The sequence below is a fragment of the Alkalinema sp. FACHB-956 genome (assembly GCF_014697025.1).
Classification (GTDB): Bacteria; Cyanobacteriota; Cyanobacteriia; order Leptolyngbyales; family Leptolyngbyaceae; genus Alkalinema.
The window spans coordinates 27,866-48,231 of the sequence record NZ_JACJRC010000010.1; the positions used below are offsets into that span (position 1 = coordinate 27,866).

At 52.4% G+C, this 20,366-nt stretch carries 16 protein-coding genes; 8 read left to right on the plus strand and 8 right to left on the minus strand.

Annotated features, from left to right (window positions below):
* Positions 1–47: 47 nt before the first annotated feature.
* From hslO to H6G21_RS12735, 4 genes are all read left to right on the plus strand, one after another.
* Positions 48–956 carry an Hsp33 family molecular chaperone HslO gene (gene hslO, locus H6G21_RS12720; RefSeq protein WP_190573794.1) on the plus strand — a complete coding sequence of 303 codons (909 nt, stop codon included), beginning with the start codon at positions 48–50 and terminating at the stop codon, positions 954–956.
* Positions 957–1,528: 572 nt separating this feature from the next.
* The gene (locus tag H6G21_RS12725) at positions 1,529–1,813 is read left to right on the plus strand and encodes an HU family DNA-binding protein (protein WP_190573795.1); all 285 of its coding nucleotides are present in this window, start codon (positions 1,529–1,531) and stop codon (positions 1,811–1,813) included.
* Positions 1,814–1,938: 125 nt separating this feature from the next.
* Positions 1,939–3,093 (plus strand): threonine-phosphate decarboxylase CobD, encoded by a 1,155-nt coding sequence (gene cobD / locus H6G21_RS12730; RefSeq protein ID WP_190573796.1) that lies wholly within the window; start codon positions 1,939–1,941, stop codon positions 3,091–3,093.
* Positions 3,094–3,266: 173 nt separating this feature from the next.
* Positions 3,267–4,763, plus strand: coding sequence for an NAD-binding protein (locus tag H6G21_RS12735; RefSeq protein WP_190573797.1), 1,497 nt, complete (start codon positions 3,267–3,269; stop codon positions 4,761–4,763).
* A 102-nt stretch (positions 4,764–4,865) separates the two neighbouring features.
* Here the strand turns inward: H6G21_RS12735 and H6G21_RS12740 are convergent, their stop codons facing one another.
* From H6G21_RS12740 to H6G21_RS12750, 3 genes are all read right to left on the minus strand, one after another.
* On the minus strand, positions 4,866–5,936 hold the full coding sequence (locus H6G21_RS12740) for an LOG family protein (protein WP_190573798.1): 1,071 nt from the start codon (positions 5,934–5,936) through the stop codon (positions 4,866–4,868).
* A gap of 134 nt (positions 5,937–6,070) precedes the next feature.
* Entirely contained in the window at positions 6,071–6,394 is a 324-nt protein-coding gene (gene trxA, locus H6G21_RS12745; protein WP_190573799.1) for a thioredoxin, read from the minus strand.
* Positions 6,395–6,774: 380 nt separating this feature from the next.
* Positions 6,775–7,938 (minus strand): GuaB3 family IMP dehydrogenase-related protein, encoded by a 1,164-nt coding sequence (locus tag H6G21_RS12750; protein WP_190573800.1) that lies wholly within the window; start codon positions 7,936–7,938, stop codon positions 6,775–6,777.
* 172 nt (positions 7,939–8,110) lie between these two features.
* On the opposite strand from H6G21_RS12750, the gene H6G21_RS12755 reads away from it, so the two are divergent.
* Genes H6G21_RS12755 through H6G21_RS12765 form a run of 3 tightly spaced genes read left to right on the plus strand, consistent with a single transcriptional unit; the run spans position 8,111 to position 11,020 of the window.
* On the plus strand, positions 8,111–8,629 hold the full coding sequence (locus H6G21_RS12755) for a Ycf51 family protein (protein ID WP_190573801.1): 519 nt from the start codon (positions 8,111–8,113) through the stop codon (positions 8,627–8,629).
* Between the two features lie 28 nt (positions 8,630–8,657).
* Positions 8,658–9,812, plus strand: coding sequence for an iron-containing alcohol dehydrogenase family protein (locus H6G21_RS12760; protein ID WP_190573802.1), 1,155 nt, complete (start codon positions 8,658–8,660; stop codon positions 9,810–9,812).
* Positions 9,809–11,020, plus strand: a complete 1,212-nt coding sequence (locus H6G21_RS12765; RefSeq protein ID WP_190573803.1) for an aspartate aminotransferase — start codon at positions 9,809–9,811, stop codon at positions 11,018–11,020. The genes H6G21_RS12760 and H6G21_RS12765 overlap by 4 nt, the downstream gene beginning before the upstream one ends.
* Before the next feature lie 172 nt (positions 11,021–11,192).
* Here the strand turns inward: H6G21_RS12765 and H6G21_RS12770 are convergent, their stop codons facing one another.
* From H6G21_RS12770 to H6G21_RS12785, 4 genes are all read right to left on the minus strand, one after another.
* On the minus strand, positions 11,193–13,364 hold the full coding sequence (locus H6G21_RS12770) for a secretin N-terminal domain-containing protein (protein WP_190573804.1): 2,172 nt from the start codon (positions 13,362–13,364) through the stop codon (positions 11,193–11,195).
* 136 nt (positions 13,365–13,500) lie between these two features.
* Positions 13,501–14,457: a hypothetical protein gene (locus H6G21_RS12775; RefSeq protein WP_190573805.1), complete on the minus strand. Its 957-nt coding sequence runs from the start codon at positions 14,455–14,457 to the stop codon at positions 13,501–13,503.
* Positions 14,454–15,269: a PilN domain-containing protein gene (locus tag H6G21_RS12780; RefSeq protein WP_190573806.1), complete on the minus strand. Its 816-nt coding sequence runs from the start codon at positions 15,267–15,269 to the stop codon at positions 14,454–14,456. Before H6G21_RS12780 ends, H6G21_RS12775 begins: the two co-directional genes overlap by 4 nt.
* A complete protein-coding gene (locus H6G21_RS12785) occupies positions 15,270–16,373 on the minus strand; it encodes a type IV pilus assembly protein PilM (RefSeq protein ID WP_190573807.1) in 1,104 nt (367 codons plus the stop codon). It abuts the gene before it with no gap.
* A 779-nt stretch (positions 16,374–17,152) separates the two neighbouring features.
* Here H6G21_RS12785 and H6G21_RS12790 point away from each other — a divergent pair.
* Positions 17,153–18,310 carry a sugar ABC transporter substrate-binding protein gene (locus H6G21_RS12790; RefSeq protein WP_347278015.1) on the plus strand — a complete coding sequence of 386 codons (1,158 nt, stop codon included), beginning with the start codon at positions 17,153–17,155 and terminating at the stop codon, positions 18,308–18,310.
* Positions 18,311–18,466: 156 nt separating this feature from the next.
* Here the strand turns inward: H6G21_RS12790 and H6G21_RS26040 are convergent, their stop codons facing one another.
* Entirely contained in the window at positions 18,467–19,984 is a 1,518-nt protein-coding gene (locus H6G21_RS26040; protein ID WP_190573808.1) for a FecR family protein, read from the minus strand.
* Positions 19,985–20,366 lie beyond the last annotated feature (382 nt).

Sequence of the window (20,366 nt, forward strand, 5' to 3'; positions counted from 1 at the left end):
CCCCCTACAATGGAGAAAAGGATGTAACAAAAGGTAAAAGAAGACCCATGGCCGACCAGCTAATTCGGGCAACGGCAGCAGATGGCGGAATTCGGGTGGTAGGCGTCATTACCACCGATCTCGCCCAGGAAGCACGGGAACGCCACAAACTTTCCTACGTGGCCACTGCTGCATTGGGGCGAGCCATGACGGGGGCATTATTATTGGCTTCTAGCATGAAAAAAGCTGGCTCACGGGTCAATGTGCGTCTCAAAGGAGATGGCCCGCTGCGTAGTATGACAGCAGATGCAGGATTAGATGGCACTGTGCGGGGTTATGTTGCGGATCCTGCTATGGAAATTGCTTTGAGCGATCGGGGCGGTTTGAATGTAGGCGGTGCGGTGGGACGTAGCGGCTATGTCCACGTCATGCGGGATGAAGGCAGTGGCACTCCCTACACCAGTACGACTGAGCTCGTCTCGGGGGAGGTGGGAGAGGATTTAACCTACTATCTGGCCAACTCGGAACAAACCCCGTCTTCCATGATTTTGGGAGAGTTTATCAATGCTGATGGGGTGGTAGCGGCGGGGGGCTTGTTAATCCAAATTTTGCCGAAAGCTGTAGATAATGACCTCCTTGTCACCATTTTGGAATCCCGGATTTCGGAGATGCAGTCCTTCACGGCAATGCTGCGATCGGGCAAACAACTCGCGGAAATTATGGAGGATATTCTCGGGGATTTGGGGTTGGAGATCTTCCCAGACGTTCAACCGGTGCGATTTCACTGCCCCTGTAGTCATCAACGAGTGCTCAGTGCCCTCAAGCTCTTGGGTCAAGAGGAACTCCAGGACATGATTAATCAAAATGAAATTGCCGAAGCAACCTGCCATTTCTGCAATACCATCTACTACGCCGATGTTGAGGAGTTGCAAAAACTGCTGGATGAATTGCGATCTCGCACAGTTGAAGCGAGCTAGCCTACTGGAGCGAAGCCAATTGTTGTCCTGACCTAAGCAATAACCTGGGTCATGGGGGGCAGGTGGGCGATGGTCTATTTTTCCTTCGGAAGGAAGTCTTAAATGAGACTAGGGTGAGGTCGATCGCGCAAAGGAGACCTCACCCTCTGATCCAGTTCTCAGGATCCACCCTGCTCGTCAACTGTTAAAGACTAGGGTGGTTCTCCTTGTTTTACATGAAGGTTTGATGACATTCGTAATCAAGACTCCGTATATTTACTTATTCCAAACGAGAAAAAATTATAAAAAATCGCTGAAATCCACAGAACTTAAAGGTTTCGAAGATCTTTTTCGGATAAGTCCGAATAGAATTAATCATTGAAAACTTGAGCTAGTGCGGGTTCCAGCAATTCTGCTGGCTCCATGGGTTTAAATCTCAAATCCATCTCATTTGAGATTTGTCGGCCTAGGTTAAGCCATCGAACGTCTTCCCCACGCTTGAACCTTTTAGATCAAACTCATAGATCAAACCCACTAGATCAAACCCACTAGATCAAACTTAATCTCAACCAACCTATAAGGAGAGTGTGACAATGAACAAAGGTGAATTAGTGGATGCGGTTGCTGAAAAAGCCAGTGTGACGAAAAAACAAGCCGATGCTGTGATTAGTGCCACGATCGAAACCATCATGGATGCGGTGGCCCAAAATCAAAAAGTGACGTTGGTGGGTTTTGGATCATTTGAGCCTCGCCAACGCAAGGCGCGGGAAGGTCGGAATCCGAAGACGAATGAAAAAATGATGATTCCAGAAACCACCGTGCCAGCTTTTTCTGCGGGCAAGCTATTTAAAGAAAAAGTTGCGCCCCCTGAAGATTAGTTGCGCCCCCTGAAGATTCCTTAGATTCTAATGCCTCACCCCGGTGTTACTGGGAAAAATCAGTTCTGGGTGTTAGTCAGAGAAGCCAGTCATTGATCGTAGTAGAAGATAAACCAGACTTGATTGTGAATCGTCCAACGCATGGGGGAAATTTGCAGTGGGCAGCGGCGATCGCTGGCTGCGCCCCCCATGCTATCCTCGATTTTTCCGCCAGCATTAATCCCCTCGGCCTGCCGACCAGCGCGATCGCGGCAATTCAAGCCCATGTGTCAGCGCTCATCACCTATCCTGACCCGAGTTATCGCAGCCTGCGGCAGGCGATCGCCCAGCACCACGGCATTGACGCTGACTGGGTTTTACCTGGCAATGGTGCCGCCGAGTTGATTACCTGGGCGGGTCGAGACTTGGCCACCCATTGTGCAGAAACGATTCTGTTTACACCAGCCTTTAACGACTATGGACGGGCGCTGAAAGCGTTTCAGGCAACCATTTATCCCTGTGGCCTGTTGGCAGATCGGACTGACTGTGGGGCTAACGACTGTAGGGCTAATGACTGTGGGTCTAGCGAATCCGGGTCTAGCGATAGTCTAAGTACCTACCCTGATTCTCATATTCTGGCCACTTTACCCCCTCCTAACCGGCGTGGTGTTCTGCTGAATAATCCCCACAATCCTACGGGGAGGCTATTCGATCGGGCCTTTGTGGAGGCATTGGTGACGACCTTTGACTGGGTGGTGATTGATGAAGCCTTTATGGATTTTGTTCCGCCGGAGCACCATGACCAAGTTAGCGTTGTGCCTTGGGTGGAGCGTTATCCTAATTTGGTGGTGATTCGATCGCTGACGAAGTTCTACGCCATGCCGGGACTGCGCCTAGGCTATGCCATTGCTCACCCCGATCGACTGCGGCAGTGGCAACAGTGGCGCGACCCTTGGTCGGTCAATGCATTGTCAGCTGCCGTGGGAGAAGCGGTTCTCCAAGACAGGGCCTATCAGCAAGCAACCCATGCTTGGTTCAGGCAGGCAAAACCGTTACTTGAAGCTGGATTACGGCAAAGGCCGGGGCTACAGGTGTTGCCCAGCGCCGCCAATTTTTTCCTAGTGCAATGCGATCGCGCTGTCCCCCTCCTCCAACAACAGCTGCTCCAGCGGCACCAAATTCTGATTCGCGACTGTTTGAGTTTTCCAGAATTAGGCGATCGTTATTTTCGGGTGGCCCTGCGCACGATCGCCGAAAATCAGACCTTACTAGAGGGTCTGAGGAATGTGCTGGGCGATTAAGCGCAAGATTAATCTAATGCGCTGGGCGATTAATCCACAGTCAACGACAGGGGTGATCCACCTACTAATTACTCCGAATGTAATTGCTCCGAATGTAACTGCTCCAAATCCTTATCCTGCCAGTATCCTAGGCTAGTCCTGATAGGACAGCCTTCTACCTGCCCAGAAACCCTATGCCCATTGAGTACGACCTCGTTATTATTGGAGCCTCTGAAGTGGGGATTGAAGCGGCTAAAATTGCCGCTCGCTATGGCGCAAGGGTTGCCTTGGTGCAACAGGGAGAACTCGAAATTGGGCCGATCGTCCAACGAGTTTTCTTAGAACGCATCTTTTCCGCCAGTGGTCAGTTCCCCTGGGGAGAGCCTTGGCGCGATCGACCGAGCGATCGATGGCGCGATCAACAGAGCAATCAACAAACTGCCCGATCGCGGCAGGGGCAGCGGCTCGGCCAATTCATTCAAACGGCGATCGCGGATTATCAGCGGCTCTCTTCCCCAGAAGCCCTGGGAATGCTGGGGATTGAAGTGATTGCCGGTAGGGGCCAATTTTGTCGCGTGCCCAAGTCAGGGTTTCTCCTGGAAGATCAACGAGTCTTGCGATCGCGGGCCTTTTTGTTAGCGTTACCCCAGGAGCTTGTTGTTACGATTCCGGGGCTGGCTGAGGCGGGTTATCTGACGATCGAGACTGTACTGACAGCGCTGCATCAACCAACATCGACGCAGATTCTCCAGCCAACCATGACTCTCATCGGTGAAGATGAGCAGACCGTCGCGTTAGCCTGGGGATTCCAACAACTCGGGAACCAAGTCACCTTAATAACCGGGTCTTCCCAGATTCTCCCCCAGGCGGATCCGGATGCGGCCTTTCGGTTTCAAGCCAAACTGGAGGCCCAGGGGATTCGGATTCTCACCCATACAGACGTCACTCAGGTTAGTCGGCGCAACGATCGACTCTGGTTACAACTGAACCCAAGCCAGATCCAGCCCAATGCCCTGGCGACCGACGCGATCGTCCTCACGTCCCGCCGAATCAACTTGACCTCGCTGGGCTTAGAGAAACTGGGCGTGCATCTGCCGCTGGCGTTGGATGGGCCGTTTGATCAGTTACCAAACATGACGCTGCAAGCCTTTGGCTGCCCAGTCTATGCCTGCCCACCCACCCCTGCCCACCCCTATAGCGTTGCCCATGCCTGGATACAGCGAATTTTGCTGACGCCTTGGCGGCGATCGCCTGAGGTCTATCCTGCCCTCTACGCAGTCCAGACTCCGATTCCCATGGCAGGCGCGGGCCTTACAGAACCCCTGGCGAAAAACCAACAGGGTCGGGATTGTGTGATTTTGCCAGCGGTTTTTCCCGCCACCGCCCTCGGGCACGACTCACCCCTATGGTGCAAGGTCATTACCCGACGGAATGGCGAATTACTGGGTATTCATGCGGTCGGAGACGGCGCGATCGCAGTGGTGGAATTATTGAATCAAGCTTTGAATCAGCGACTCAATCTCAAAGCGTTAGGCAATCTCACGAGTTTACCCACTCGCCAAGGGGCGATCGTTCAGCAGTTAGCTGAGCAATGGCAACACCAGCAACGCCCCCATTGGCGGCAGGAATTATGGTTAGATTGGTTTGCTTGGCGACGGATGCGGGCCATGAAGCAGAGCCGATCGTCCTAACCTGCTGGATTGCCCTTGGGCTTAGCACGCATAAACGATTGGCCCTTTGCCTAGGATGATTAGCCTTTTGCCTAGCACGTAGGATAGATGCGGTGCCGCGAACTACTTGCGTTCGGGGTGTTGGAAATCTTCCGCTGTTGGATCGCCCATGCGGTTAATGACCCGAATCATTTGATACAGGCGACCTAAATCCCGCTGGTTAAAGTGCAGCACTAACCGAGGCAGCATATAGGTTTCATCGTGGGCTTCCTTCGGGAGCGCGGCACTTTTTTCAATCTTACCCTTGACCAAAATGTCGCTGAAGCGCTCATTCAGTTCCGCCAGATTGTCGTCGGTCAGTTCTGCTTTCAGCCGCAGCACCAGTTGTTGATCGACATAACGGCTGGAGTGGTAAACCTGATAGAAGCTCGCGATCGCATTACAGGCCACATCTAGGCGATCGGTAATCGTATACAAACTGGTGTCTTCAGGGCTAATTAAACCATTGGCCAATAAGTTCTTTTCAATGTATTCCGCCCATTCCTGCCAGTAATGTCCACCGGGTTTATCCACGAGAACCAAAGGAACTGGTACAGATTTGCCCGTTTGCGTCAGGGTGATGCACTCAAAAGCTTCGTCCAGCGTCCCAAACCCACCGGGGAATAGGGCTAAAGCATCACTTTCTTTGAGGAAAAAGAGTTTTCTCGTGAAGAAATATTTGAAAGAAACCAGCTTTGGATCGCCAGCAATAAATGGATTGGAGCCTTGTTCAAAGGGCAGTTGAATGTTCAGTCCAAAGGAATTCTCCAGTCCGGCTCCTTCATTCCCCGCCTGCATAATGCCTGGGCCAGCCCCAGTGATCACCATAAAACCTTGGGCGGTCACACATTGAGCAAATTCCTTGGCCATCCGGTATTCCGGCGTTCCTGAGGCAATCCGAGCTGAGCCAAAAATGGCAATTTTACGGACATGGCGATAGGGATAAAATGCCCTGAAGGCACGATCCATATCCTGCAATGAAGCGGTCAAAATTTTCCAATCCAACCGATCAATTTCTGCATCGCTCAAATTGATCAGGGTGGCTAAAGCGTTCAGAATAACGTCGCTATTTGGGGATCCTGGCAATTGATCCAACAAATGATTAATTTCAGCACGTAGAGCCGCAATTGCACCAGGCGAAGGATATGCAACCATTCACATCTCCATATTCGGGTTTCCATTCTATCTAGATTTCCCGAAGAAATAGGTTAGCCCGCATACAGAAAGCGCCTCAGACTTTTGCCTGAAGCGCTTTCGGGTCAATTAAAAAATTGTGAAGGGAGCTGGATTTATAGATATTTTTCCAGTGTGTTCGCTAGCGTGGTTTTGGGAACAGCCCCGACCACCATATCTACCCGCTGGCCACCCTTGAAAATCATCAATGTCGGGATGCTCCGAATACCGTACTTATTCGCAACACTCGGATTTTCGTCCGTGTTAACTTTTACGACTTTTACTTTGTCTGCGTAATCTTTCGCAATCTCATCTACAACGGGAGCCACCATGCGACAAGGGCCGCACCAGGGAGCCCAGAAGTCAACGAGTACCGGCACGGTGCTCTCCAGCACCTCTTGGTCGAAGGTGGCATCAGTAACTTGCGCGGCTTCTGACATGCTCAAAAATCCTTGCCTAAAACTCTAGGAGTTGATTTTATCACAGGGGACAGGTGTCAAAACCCTTCTGGCCACTGCCCTTTTGGAAGAAGACCTTAAAAATAAGGAACCGCCTAAACCAAAGTTCAGGCGGAGTGTGGTGTGAGGAGTGAACGGAAACATGCGTCTCCGCTACCTTCTATTGTAAGTTAGGAATTCAAATTTTCCCAGGCCAGAACCGTTGACTCAGGGAAGTTTTTATGACCTAAGTCATGAATGTTCGATCGCTCAGGAATGCTGGTGTGATGGTGGTCTCCCTCGTTCCAGCAAGATTGATCGGGTAGGCAGCGGGAACGACGATCGCCGGAAGCGGCCCCCGTTGCTGTCCCAGGTTGAACCGATTACTTACCCATTCCTAACTGTTGAGCTTTTTGGTAAACCTTCCCTTCCGTTAAGAGCGAAGGGGCAATCACGACTTCCACCTGTTGCATTTCCTTAATGGTGCTCGCACCCAGCGTTCCCATACTGGTTTGCAAAGCTCCTAGCAGGTTGTGGGTTCCGTCATCTAACCCCGCAGGGCCACGCAAAATCTGCTCCAGGGTACCTGTTGTGCCGACTCGAATACGAGTACCACGGGGCAGAACAGGACTCGGCGTTGCCATGCCCCAATGGAATCCCCGACCCGGTGCTTCCGCAGCCCGTGCAAAGGGCGAGCCAATCATGACTGCATCCGCACCGCAGGCAATGCACTTACAGATGTCGCCACCGGTAACGAGACCCCCATCAGCAATGATGGGAATGTACTTACCCGATTCCTTTTCAAAGTCATCCCGCGCTGCTGCACAGTCTGCAACGGCAGTGGCTTGGGGCACACCGACGCCCAAGACACCCCGCGAAGTACAAGCCGCACCCGGCCCAATTCCCACCATGATGGCCGCAGCACCCGCTCGCAGGAGTTGCAAGGTGACATCATAGGTCACACAGTTGCCCAGAATCACAGGAATCGGCATCTCTTCGCAGAATTTAGCCAGATCCAAGGGCTGAATCTCCGTTGGAGAGAGGTGATTGGTCGAAACCACCGTGGCCTGGATGAAGAACAGGTCGGCCCCCGCGTTAGCGGCTACCATGCCAAACTTGGCTGCTCCGGCGGGTGTTGCACTGACGGCTGCAATGCCCCCTTGAGCCTTAATTTCTTGAATCCGCTTTTCGACCAATTCTGCCTTGATCGGCTCGCGATAGATTTCCTGCATGAGGGGAACAAACTCGTCTTTTCCCACGGAGGCAATTTTGTCGAGCACAGGGTTGGGGTCAGCGTAGCGGGTTTGCACCCCCTCCAGATTCAGCACCCCTAATGCCCCTAACTCGGACAGGCGAATGGCCATTTTGACATCTACCACCCCGTCCATGGCACTGGCGATGATAGGAATTTCCCGCTCAATGCCCCCGATCGTCCAGCGGGTGTCAGCTAAGCTAGGATCAAGGGTACGTGCCCCTGGAGCCAATGCAATTTCGTCGAAGCCATAGGCTCTACGAGCAGTTTTACCTCTGCCAATTTGAATGTCCACGCTATCTTTCCCAAGACTATTTGGACTAGGTTATCAAATTTGCGGCGCTGTTTGTGTTGCGTTCTCGGGGACTGGACGGCGGGCTCTGTCCCTCCGCCTTTGGCCGTTGCCTGATAGGATGAAATGAGAAAATTTGTGATTCCATTTCGCCGGAGACCACCCCTTCGATTCCATGCTTTCCACAGAACAACTTACACAAGTCGCCCAATGGCTGGGAATTGCCACGATCGCCCTTGCAGGTTTAGCAACACTGGCCTTTGCTTTGCAATGGAGCTTTCGTTTCCGGATGGTCGGCGTGGCCAGCTTTACCGGTGTCCTGACGGCTGGAGTCTTTGCATTGAGTCTGGCTTGGTATCAACGCCCAGAAGTCCCAGGGGCGGTTCCCTTCTCGCGGGTGTTTGATAATTCGACGGATCAAGTGGTCATTGCCGTTCCTTCGACGATCACCCCTGAGCAACTTGAGGCCACCCTCCAACAAGCCTCCTTTGATTTGTACTCACCGGGCCGGACCTCCCCCGACGGCACGATGACGATTCGCGCTAGAACCATCCTCCATCCCCAACCAGGACTTTCTCAGCCGGTGTATTTAGGGGTTGTGCGTCGGTCTATGGGCGTGCGGAATGATGTGAATCAACAAATTGAAATTGACCGAGACACATTGGTAAATTTGCCCAAAAATTCAGTGGGCTAGGTATTTTATTGCAGGTTGAGGTTTGATCATGGCAACCACATCATCCTCCTCTCTTCTGGTTTCTGCGATCGCACCCGCGCAAGTGGTTCGAGGCTGGGATGCGTTGGAACAGATGGGGATTCCGATCGCGCGTTTGGGCCAACGGCCTTTATTAGTCGGTGGAGACGCCACTTTGGCAGTTGTTGAATCCCGGCTTAAGCCCGTGCTGGCGCAACAGAATTTAGTCGCTGCCTGGGGACGATACGGCTTGGACTGTAGTGAAGCGGCGTTGGCGAATTTACAGAGCGCAGCAGACTCCCATCAGGCGGATCTCATTATTGGGATCGGGGGTGGCAAGGCGTTGGATCTGGCGAAGCTCTTGGCCTACCAGCGCCGCTTACCGATCGTGACGATTCCCACCTCAGCCGCTACCTGCGCCGCTTGGACGGCGTTGTCCAACGTGTATTCCGAGGCGGGGGCATTTCTCTACGATGTGGGATTGCCTGCCTGTCCGGATTTACTGGTTTTAGACTACGGGCTAGTCGCCACTGCGCCGCGCCGCACGCTGGTGGCTGGCATTGGTGATGCGATCGCCAAGTGGTATGAAGCCTCGGTCAGCAGTGGTCATTCTGAACGGACGTTCTTGGTCGCTGCGGTGCAACAGGCCAGGGTGCTGCGGGATCTCCTGTTCCAGAAGTCCAAGCAAGCGATCGAGGAGCCAGGAACTGAGATTTGGCAGGATGTGGTGGATGCCTCGGTGCTGTTAGCGGGGGTGATTGGAGGGATTGGCGGTGCTCAGTGTCGTACAGTGGCGGCCCATGCAGTACACAATGGCCTGACCCACCTCCCCGCGGCCCACGGAGCCCTCCATGGCGAAAAAGTAGCCTACGGTATTTTGGTGCAACTGCGGCTAGAAGAACTGTTACAGGGGAACCAATTAGCCGCGACCGCTCGTCAACAGTTGCTGAAATTTTACGACGAGATTGGCTTGCCGAAAACCTTAGCCGATTTGGGCCTGGACAGAATTACGATCGCAGACTTGGAGCAGGCGGCGATCGTGGCCTGCAATCCCCAATCGGATATTCATCGCCTTCCCTTCCCAGTGGAACCCAGCCAACTGCTGGCTGCGATGGTTTCCACCACTGCACCTACCGCCTTTTCCGCCGTTGAATCTGCCGCTTTCCTTGAAGAGGTATCCCTATGACCCCCACTTGGATTTCCACCGCCGATCGTCTCAAAGCACTTCCCCAGTACGTCTTTGCCCGGTTGGATGAACTGAAGGCCAATGCCCGTGCCCAAGGGGTCGATTTGATTGATTTGGGGATGGGAAATCCAGATGGAGCTACACCGCAACCTGTTGTTGACGCGGCTCAACGGGCCTTACAGGATGTTAAGAACCATGGTTATCCGCCCTTTGAAGGCACGGCCAGTTTCCGGACCGCCATTACCGACTGGTATCAACGTCATTATGATGTGCAGCTAGATCCCGATGGGGAAGCTCTGCCATTACTGGGATCAAAGGAAGGGTTAACGCACTTAGCGCTGGCCTATATCAATCCCGGCGACACAATTTTGGTGCCGAGTCCCTCCTATCCGCCCCATTTCCGGGGGCCATTGTTGGCGGGGGCAGACTTGTACCCCTTAATGCTATCGGCAGAGAAGGATTGGCTGATTGATCTGGGAGCGATTCCCGATGAGGTCGCGCAGCGGGCTAAGATTCTTTATTTCAACTACCCCAGCAATCCCACCACGGCAACGGCTCCCCGCGAGTTTTTTGAAGAGGTGGTGGCCTTTGCTCGGAAGCATGAGATTTTGCTGGTGCATGACCAAGCCTATGCGGAATTGGCCTTTGATGGCTATCAACCGACGAGTTTGCTGGAAATTCCCGGCGCGAAGGACATCGGTGTTGAGTTCCACACCCTCTCCAAGACCTACAACATGGCGGGCTGGCGAATTGGGTTTGTCGTGGGGAATCGCCATGTCATCCAAGGGTTGCGCACCCTAAAGACCAATCTGGACTATGGGCTTTTCTCGGCCTTACAAGCGGCGGCGGAAACGGCGCTGCGGTTGCCAGAACCCTACATTCAGGAAGTGCGCGATCGCTATCGCACGCGGCGGGACTTTTTGATTGAGGGCTTGGGTAAGTTGGGCTGGACGATCCCCAAACCCAGCGCCACGATGTACCTTTGGGTACCCTGTCCGATCGGTCAAACCTCGACGGATTTTGCACTTTCTGTTCTGCAAACTACGGGAGTGGTGGTGACGCCGGGGAATGCCTTTGGGACGGGAGGAGAAGGCTACGTGCGGGTTAGCTTGATTGCGGAGTGCGATCGGTTGCAGGAAGCCCTCGATCGGCTAACTCAGGCGGGCATCCGCTACGATACTCCGGCCCTTGTTTCGATGGAATCCTAAACGGGTTCCTTGGAAATCACTCTGTTCCTTGGAAATAACCAGGGTTACGATCACCCTAGACGCGGTTTCAGTTCACCGCAACAGCAAGCAAAAATAATCAAAATACAAAATAAAAGGGGGCAATTTTCATTGCCCCCTTTCTCACCATTTAACCCTTCACAACCCAATCACTCTAGTTGTTGCTCTTTTGCAGCATCTGCTGAGCTTCCTTGCTGGGGTTATAACCAAACCCAAAGGTAGACCGATCGCTGTCGTCAACAATCTTAGGCGTTACCAGCACGATAACTTCTTTGCGTTCATTTTGCCGCTCTGTCCGACGGAAGAGTGCACCTAATAGTGGCAGATCACCCAGAATTGGCACCTTCCGCACATTAGCTCGATCGGCTTCTTGAATGACCCCGGTGAGTAGCAAGGATTGGCCATCCCGAATCCGAATCAATCCTGTGTTAACCTCACGGCTTTGCAGGAGCGTAACTTGTTGTTGAGCAATCTGTCCACCGGCAGGCAAACTCACACTTTCCGTCCGTTGAGGTGACTTAATCACGGGTTTAATGCGCATCGAGATAAACCCGTTATCGTCGATCCGCTCCACAGCCAAGTCCAGGGTTAACCCAGCTTCCTGTTTTTCAATCGTGACTGTCACCGTTGGCGGAGAACCTGCCTGCGTTTCTACTTTGAAGTTCGTAATGACTTCTTCAGTCAGTTTCACCTGGGAGTTTTGGCCCTCCTGTACCACTAGGGTTGGATCAGTCAAAATCTTGGCGTTCTGATTCACGATCGCCGCTTGCAGTTGGCCTAACCAGCGATTGCCCACATCAAAGGAGATGGGTGGAATGACTGATACCGGCGCTAAACCCACCGATTGATCAACCAAGGTTGCAGGGGCAGAGGCGGGACTACGGCTCCCCAGGTTGATAATGGCGGTTCCACCGGAGTTCACAACGTTCGTGTCGTTGATATTGAAGGAGAAACTGGTCCCTGCCCGGTTAATACCCAGTAGGTTCACATCAATAATCTTGACGCTAACGGACGCTTGGCGCTTCCGGGCATCTAATTGGGTTAACAATGCCGTCGCGATCGCCACTTTACGCGGTGAGCCGGTCAGCGTAATGCTATTCAAGCGGTTATCGCCCGATACCGAAAGTCCCCGTAAAATCAGGGGGCCAACCCCTTCATTGGCTCGCAGTGCCAGGATGGTCGGCGTCCGAGTTTCGATCGTTCTGGCGGCTGCCCCTTCCCCAACGGTTTGTACCTGCACCTGGGTGATGGGCAACTGGGTTTCTGCCCCTTGGGTCGTCAAAAAGTTAGAGGCATTTTCCGTTGTGGTTTGGTTGAGCCGAATTGTGCGGGAAATCACATTCCGCGCATCATCCGGCAGCCGAGGTCCTACAAACACCGTGCGGCCCACGCGATTGGCTTCCAGGCTAGCACATTGAGAACCCCCGCCTGGTGCACCGCTAGACGCTCCCGAGGGGGCAACACAGGCAATTCTCAGGACGTAGTTGAAAACATCCTGGACAGATTCATTCTCAATATCCAGAGATACCGTCGGCCCACCAGAGCTAGAGCCAGAACCCGGTGCGCCAGGGACTGCTGCTCCAGGGCCAGATCCAGGCGTTTCTGCAAAGGCCAGGTTCATGCCTGCCGCCCGTGCCAAAAGCGACAAGACTTCCCGCACAGGGGCATCCCGCAGCACCAAGCGTGGAATCCGCTCACTGGTACCTAGGTCGATATAACTCGGACTGGTGTCAATCTGTGCCACCGCCATATCACCCACTGGAGGCGGAGAAGCCTTGGGCAGCAGCGGCGGTACCGGCGTGATCGGTGCAACGGGAGCCGTCCGGGGGGCTGTGGGATTCGGGACAAAGGGCGCGATCGAAGGCGCTGGGGTGGGGGCAGCGCTGGGGGCTGGGGGGGCTTGGGCGATGCGATTGTCGCCCGGTTTGCCATTCACGCTAAACACCACACTGCCGCCATCTTTGCGGGTAATTTGTCCGGTGGGGGTACCGTTTTGGCCGACCACCGTCACCTGGACGCCGTTATTCACCGGAGACACCATGACTGAAGCAATGCCTGGAGCCGGATTATCCTGACGTAGGGGTTGATTCTTGGCTAACTGGGCATTGAAAATAAACCCTGTCCAAGTATTACCTCGGTTGGTATTAAAGACTTGAGGCGCTTTACCGCCTTCAGATTGGGTCTTCAGGATAACGTCAAATCCCGTTTGACTGGGGCTGACTTGCACATCGGTCACTTGGGTGGACGCTGCAAAGGCAGGGTGGGCAACTGCGACTAGCGCGACCGTTGCAGCCAGTGCTCCACTAATTTCTCGAAACTGTCTCACAGTACACTCCTCTGATGGAAAAGGGTGATGGAAAAGGGTTGTGAAGCGGTCGCGCCTTGGGAAAGATCGCGATCGTCTAATCTATCAAGGTCAACACAAGCAAGGTCAACGTCAAACGAAGTCCTTGCCCTTAGCCCTACTTGGCCGCAGGACTGGGACTAGGGCTGGGGGCTAATTTCTTCGTCTCATCGGGGGTGAGGGGAATGAGCGCATCCATCTTGAAGGAAGTCGTCACTAAGGAATCGGGTTGACAATTCGTCAAAAACCGGATTTGGTCAGCGGACTTAATGGTGCCGTCCCCTGGGTTGACTTCGTAGAGGCGACCGACTTTGGCTTCTTGGCCGCCCCGCCCCCGTTTGACGTTGAGTTCACGAACAATCAACAGTGGCTGCAATCGCTCGATCGTGCGGAAAATGTTTTGGGTTTGATTAAAACTCCCTTCAAACTCAACGGTAATGGTCTTGCGTTTCAGCTTGTTGTTGAGGGATTCTCCGAGGGACCCATCGTTCACCACCCCTGGAATGGCAGTGGCTGCCGCTGGATTGTTTGCCTGGGCCGGATCAACAAAGGGTTGAAACTTCCGCAGTTTCGCTTCAGCCACGATCGGGCCAAATTGCTCTTCAAACTTTTGAGCACTGGCTAGATTGGTGTATTGCTCTTTAACCCAACTGGGGCAACTGGCTAATTTTGTCCGTTTTTCATTGACAACCCCGCGATTATTCTTTTCAATCAACTGACTGAGATCAAACAGAATCGTATCGAGGTTCTTTTCTGAGGCAAACAAAGCCAAAACTTGCTGACGCTGCTGTTCCACTTTGGCTAATCGCACCTTGGAATCTTTCAGCTTCTTTTCGATCGTTTGCTGTTCTTTCAGTTGCTCCTGCTTCTCGGCCACTTGCGCCTTGAGCTGGTTGTATTGATCCAATGCCGGCTGACCCAGATTCAGCCACAATAGGATGGCACCGACGACTCCACCAACCCCCAACAAAACTCCCGTCACCGTTGGAGTGAAAGTGATGCCAAAGGCCGAGGGATAATTGGGGCCTGAATCAAATTCAGGATCTTGAGGAATAAAATCTCCACTAGCGGTCATGGTTTAATCACTCCCTTGTTTTTGAGGGACTCAATGCGGCTAACAAGACCCACTGCTCCCTTGCGATCGAGTTCCCGAACCAAATCAGCAGTCGGCACTTCGGTCACTGCCGTTTGAATGGAAAACTTGATGTCACCTGGAAACTTGGGAATGTCTAATGTTTGAGAAGAGCCCGTATCCTTGCGTTCGATCGGCAAGCTGATCTGCGACAGCGCCTTAGGATCTTCCCGTTCTACAGAAACGATGCTAGTTTGATCCCCCTTCAGGAAGTTGGATTGCTGCAACACGACTAGAAAATCGTTCACCTCTTCAAAGCTGCGGGCAATGCCTTGAATCACCACAACACCCGAGGTGGGACTGTTGGCGGCGGCGGTTCCCGCTTGTTGCCCTTGAGGTTGCTGTTGGGTAATGGAACTTAACTGAATCCCCGCAGGCATGCGATCGCGCAGATCCTGAGCCATAGCAGACCAGGGTTTAATTTGGTTAAACACAGAGGCTAACGCTTGAATTTCGTCTTCCGCTGCTTTTACCTTTTTCTCGGCTTCGGCTAACTCTTTTTTCTTCGCTTCCAAGTTCCCCAGTTGGCTATCTAAGCGCGCTTGCTCATCTTGCAAGGCTCCATTTTGCCAATTGAGAAATCCCCAAGCCCCCAATGTGCCAAACAAGCACAGCACCATCAAGCCCGTCCCCAGATATAAAGGCCGTTTGTCGTCTGGAGAGAGTCCTGTACTGAGGCCGCCGCGACTTCTAGATGCGGAATCGGGTTTGAGATCGGGACGATCGTTGAGAAAATTAATATCTAAGCTGTACATCTACCATGCCTCCCGTAAACCTAGGCCCAGCACGACGCCTAAACTCGGTCTAACCGTATCTGGAATTTCCTGGGTGGTTTCCAATGCCAACGCTGCTACAGGATCGATTTGACTACAGGGCAAGCTCAATCGTTGGGTAAAAAATTCGTCTAGTTGGCCAATGGCAGCCCCTGGGCCAGCCAAGAGCAACTGAGCGACCTCTAGGTTTTCCCCTTGATTGGTATAGAAGTCGATCGATCGGCGCAACTCATCGGCGAGCTCACCTAAGATCCGCAACATGGCTGCGGTTCCTGGGTTGGTGCCCCCAGGCCGCCCGCCCATGTCGGCACTCACAGGAATGGTCATCCCCTGCAACAAATCAATACTGCGTGAAGGCGGTAAGTTCATGGCGCGGGACAGAGCACTTTGGATTTGGTAGGTGCCAATTGGCACGGTGCGGGAAAATTGCGGAACGCCATCCACAGTGATCGAAATTTCAGTACTTTCAAACTCAATATCGACGATCGCAACGGCTTCTTGGGGGGCGAACTGACGCAACTGGTCTCGAATGGTGCGAATTAGCGAAAAGCTGCTAATTTCTAACACATCAATCTCCAGTCCCGCTTGCCGAAAGGTGCGGATGTAGGAGTCAGTCATTTCCTTGCGGGTAGCCACCAACAGCACTTGAACTTTTTCAATGCCATCTTCGTCGATGAACAGGCCCAGCTTTTGGTAGTCCACATCTGCTTCTTCCCGTGGGAAGGGCAGGTACAGACCCGCCTCCTGGTTCAGCACCATGTCCCGCAATTCCCGATCGTCTAACTCCGCAGGAACCGGAATAATCCGCGTCACCGTATCTCGCCCGCCAAGCACAGCTGTGGCAACCTGTTTTGCCTTGATTTTGTTCTCTGCCATGGCTGATTGAATTAATTCCGCCATAGCAGATTGATCGACAATTTGACCTTCCTGAAAAATGCCTTCTGGAACAGGAATGGTTACATAATTTGCCAGCCGAAATTTTTGCCCTTGCCGCCGCAAAAGCACGATGTTGACGCGATCGGGAGCCAATTCAATACCGACCCCTTTCGACTTCTTTGAAAATAGACCCTTAAAACTGTTAACCACAGCGTTGCTAGCCCACTATGAACGAGTTTGAAAGTAAGAAATGGCGAACCGAAACACGACAACTCACTGTTGAATACAGTGTGTTCTACCGCATGGTACACAATTTATTTCAGAATGAACGACTAGTTTTGCCAAGATGATCAATCTCTCGCAATCTAGCGCGACTCTTGCTATAGACTCGATCTGAAAATCGAGCAATTATCCTATAGAGACTGCGTTAGAGTTCCTCTTCAGATAGCAAATTGCATCTCATTTTGGAGAGAATTTGCATCGACTGAATGTTCCAATCGATGAAATCTAGAAACTCTAAAAAGTAGGTTCAATTTATAAGCATGAAGCTACTCAATTAGCCCAAGATGTTCTTCGTTGAAGAAACATTTGATCTAAATACGAATAGCACCCCAACAGTGATGTTACACACAATCTTCAAAAACGCACGAAAAAATCTGAGTTTTCCGCAAGATTCGCTCCTTTGGTAGACTGACCGGGATAGTCAAGCCCCGTTCCTAAGCTGGATGGTGCGATCGGGGGTCACTGGAGAGAAAGTCATGATGGATGGGATATACAGTGGATGGAGCCGATGGCGGAACAGGCTGTTGAGCAAACCGTTCAGCAAACCGTTCAGCAAATCGTGGGGTAAACCGTGGGGTAGGCCGTGGGGCAAAGCATGGCAACGGTTTTGTCTCTTAGGTCTGTTGGGAGTCCTGACCAGTTGGCTCATCAGCTGTGGGGGGAATGGCCAAAAAGCAGCAGGCTCAGGGGAAGTGGAATTTTGGACCATGCAGCTTCAGCCCCAATACACCAGCTACTTCAACCAGCTAATTAGCCGTTTTGAGGCTGATAACCCCGGCATCAAAGTCAAGTGGGTTGATGTGCCCTGGGCTGCCATGGAAAGCAAAATCCTCACGGCGGTGGCCGCCAAAACTGCTCCCGATGTGGTCAATTTGAATCCTAACTTCGCCTCCCAACTGGCGGAGAAAGATGTCTGGATGGATCTGACCAACAAAGTACCGTCCGACATCCAACAACAGTACTTACCCAACATTTGGAAAGCCAGTACGCTGGAGGGCAAAACCTTTGGAGTGCCCTGGTACCTGACGACACGCATTGCGATCTACAACCGCGAGTTACTCCAAAAAGCGGGATTGGCTCAACCCCCTGCTACGTTTGCTGAGTTATTTAAGGCAGCAACCCAAATTAAGGAGAAAACGGGGAAATATGCCTTTTTCTCGACCCTGGTACCGACGGATTCTGGGGAAGTGTTGGAATCCTTTGTCCAGCAGGGCGTTTCCCTTGTGGACAGCCAGGGCAAAGCTGCGTTCAATACACCGCAAGGGAAGGCGATCTTTCAAAGCTGGGTAGAGTTGTATAAAAATGGACGACTGCCTAAGGAAGCACTGACCGAAGGTCACCGCCATGGCATTGATCTCTACCAACAAGGGGAAACAGCTATCCTGTCATCCAGCCCAGAGTTTCTGCGTACCATTGGGAATAATGCTCCGGCGATCGCGAAAGTTTCGGCTCCCGCAGCCCAGCTCACCGGAGAAACTGGGAAGAAAAACGTGGCAGTGATGAACTTAGTCATTCCTAAAATGACGGATCAGCCGGAAGCCGCCCTAAAATTTGCCCTTTTTGTCACCAATAACGAAAATCAATTGGCCTTTGCAAAGGCGGCTAACGTTTTGCCGTCTACCCAAGCAGCTCTGCAAGATCCTTACTTTAGCCAGGTTCCCGCCCAAGCGACCCCACTGGATCAAGCCCGAATTATCAGTGCTAAACAACTTCAGGAAGCCGAGGTGCTCATTCCAGCTATGAAAAATGTCAAGCAATTGCAAAAGCTGATCTATGAAAATCTCCAATCTGCGATGCTGGGGCAAAAATCGGTTGATCAAGCGATCGGGGATGCTGAGAAGGGGTGGAATGAAGCCAACCAATAGAACCCGAGGACTATAGCGATCGGTAACCCAAAACGAGATCGGAAACCGTAACAAAAAAGAGGGCTGCTCAAGCCCTCTTTTTATGCAGTGATTTGCTTTATGCAGTGATTTGCTTCTTGATCCTCACTGCCCCATGCTTACCTCAGTCTTTCAACCTCATGGCGTGTTATTTAATCCAGGTGGAGTGGTCGAGGTGTTCAATGCAGGCGGCAAAGCTGAGGAATTTTGACTAGCATCCAGCGAGGGAACGGTCGTTGGAGTGGGTGTCGAGGGAGGATTCCGGAGAGAACTTAAACCTGGGTCAGGTGCTGTTCCATTATTCAGTCCCGGAGGCGTCCCGTTATTTCCCACTCCATTGGGCGCAGTTCCGTTATTCAATCCTGGTGGGGTACCAGGATTTGGAAGACCAGGATTGGGTAACTGTGGGGGTTGTGGCGCAGGAGGTTGTGGGATTGGCGCTGGGGGTTGCGGCGCAGGAGGTTGTGGGATTGGCGCTGGGGGTTGCGGCGCAGGAGGTTGTGGGATTGGCGCTGGAGGTTGCGGCGCAGGAGGTTGTGGGATTGGCGCTGGAGGTTGCGGCGCAGGAGGTTGTGGGATTGGCGCTGGGGGTTGCGGCGCAGGAGGTGTAGGTACTGGTGGATCGAGTTTAGATGGTTCTACCCTGCTTCCTCCATTTTGAGCTCTCACTAGAAAAGGCTGTTCCGAAGCACCTCGATCTTCTCCCCGATTTTCTTGACCTTGCCCTAAACTCACACTCGATGAATTGCCAGGTGGGGGTGAAACAACTGAAGCGGTTCCAGTTATCTGACCATTAAATTGGATCCTTGCATCGGGCAAGTTAGGATTGGCTAAATCAAAGGCGGCTCCCCCTGCCACAGTACTGGGCAAGGATGGGGTGCCTGCTTTGACCAGTCGGTGGGCGGGGTTTTTCAGAATATCGGGAGTTTCAGCGATCGCACCTGCAAAGGGCACCTGCTCTTGCAACGCTTGAACCGTTTCTTCCTGCACCTTGGCAATATCAGGATCGGAATGCCGTCCGTTACGGCCCTGTAGATCTAGCCCCTTGACCATTTCACTCGTTTCATAGAAGCGGCGTAGGTCAAATTCATAGAGGCCGATAATTTTGTCTTTTTGTAGGACAACCATCTCCCCAGCCCGGAGCCCCAGTTTTTGTTCACCACTTTTATTTTCAATTTCCATCGGGCCGGTGGGGTTATTGGTGAGTGCCCCTACGACCGTAATGTCATCCTCTTCGATGTAGCGAATGAAGAGTGCTGATCCCCGTACGCCTGCGGTTGCGTTGGGCGTTCTGAAGGTTCCTCCCCCCTGACCTGGCGGAATGACAAAGAGAAAAGTGCCCTTGCTGAGATCATAGTGGCGCTGGTTAGGCCGGAAGCTAAAGGTGGAAAGTTCACCCACTCGAGCAAAGGTTCCATCGTTAAACCGGAGGTCGGCACGGGAGGCTTTGCGAGTAGAGAGCAGATCTCCCGGTGTCAAGCGATCCTCAATGCGGGCAGAACGACGTCCTTGGTTTTTCAGGGCAACTTGGACTTCACGAACCAGTTTTTTGACCCGTGCATCTGTTAAGGGTGCGGCGATCGCGCCATTCCATTGAAGTACCAACCCCAGACTAAACCCTGTGATGGCCGCAAGAGGGAACCATTTACTAAACATAACTGCCCCGCAAGTTGAGTGTAATAAGAAGTCGCTCCGATGCCATGCACCCTCAGTACCTAGTAGATATACCGCACCTAGTAGATATACCGCAGTAGATATATCGCACAATCCTAGAGAACGTCACCCCCCATCATTCATATATGGGCGTCACATACACATATGGGCGTCACACATAGAAGTCAATATGGGAGTGAGTCGGCCCGTTGAAATTTGCTTCAGTGACAATTTTTCTTCAGTGCCGATAATGATTATCTGATTAGTAGATCCTATATGCCTATCACTCGATCACTCAAACATACTGTATCGTGTCACACCCTCATACTTTGATAGCACACCCCATTGACAGCACTACAGGCATTTGTAGTTTTCTGTATTATTC

Bases quoted from the DNA above. Each gene is read 5' to 3' on its own strand.
- hslO (WP_190573794.1), top strand. From the start codon at position 48: ATGGCCGACCAGCTAATTCGGGCAACGGCAGCAGATGGCGGAATTCGG.
- H6G21_RS12725 (WP_190573795.1), top strand. From the start codon at position 1,529: ATGAACAAAGGTGAATTAGTGGATGCGGTTGCTGAAAAAGCCAGTGTG.
- H6G21_RS12735 (WP_190573797.1), top strand. From the start codon at position 3,267: ATGCCCATTGAGTACGACCTCGTTATTATTGGAGCCTCTGAAGTGGGG.
- H6G21_RS12740 (WP_190573798.1), bottom strand. From the start codon at position 5,936: ATGGTTGCATATCCTTCGCCTGGTGCAATTGCGGCTCTACGTGCTGAA.
- trxA (WP_190573799.1), bottom strand. From the start codon at position 6,394: ATGTCAGAAGCCGCGCAAGTTACTGATGCCACCTTCGACCAAGAGGTG.
- H6G21_RS12755 (WP_190573801.1), top strand. From the start codon at position 8,111: ATGCTTTCCACAGAACAACTTACACAAGTCGCCCAATGGCTGGGAATT.
- H6G21_RS12760 (WP_190573802.1), top strand. From the start codon at position 8,658: ATGGCAACCACATCATCCTCCTCTCTTCTGGTTTCTGCGATCGCACCC.
- H6G21_RS12765 (WP_190573803.1), top strand. From the start codon at position 9,809: ATGACCCCCACTTGGATTTCCACCGCCGATCGTCTCAAAGCACTTCCC.
- H6G21_RS12775 (WP_190573805.1), bottom strand. From the start codon at position 14,457: ATGACCGCTAGTGGAGATTTTATTCCTCAAGATCCTGAATTTGATTCA.
- H6G21_RS12780 (WP_190573806.1), bottom strand. From the start codon at position 15,269: ATGTACAGCTTAGATATTAATTTTCTCAACGATCGTCCCGATCTCAAA.
- H6G21_RS12790 (WP_347278015.1), top strand. From the start codon at position 17,153: ATGCAGCTTCAGCCCCAATACACCAGCTACTTCAACCAGCTAATTAGC.
- H6G21_RS26040 (WP_190573808.1), bottom strand. From the start codon at position 19,984: ATGTTTAGTAAATGGTTCCCTCTTGCGGCCATCACAGGGTTTAGTCTG.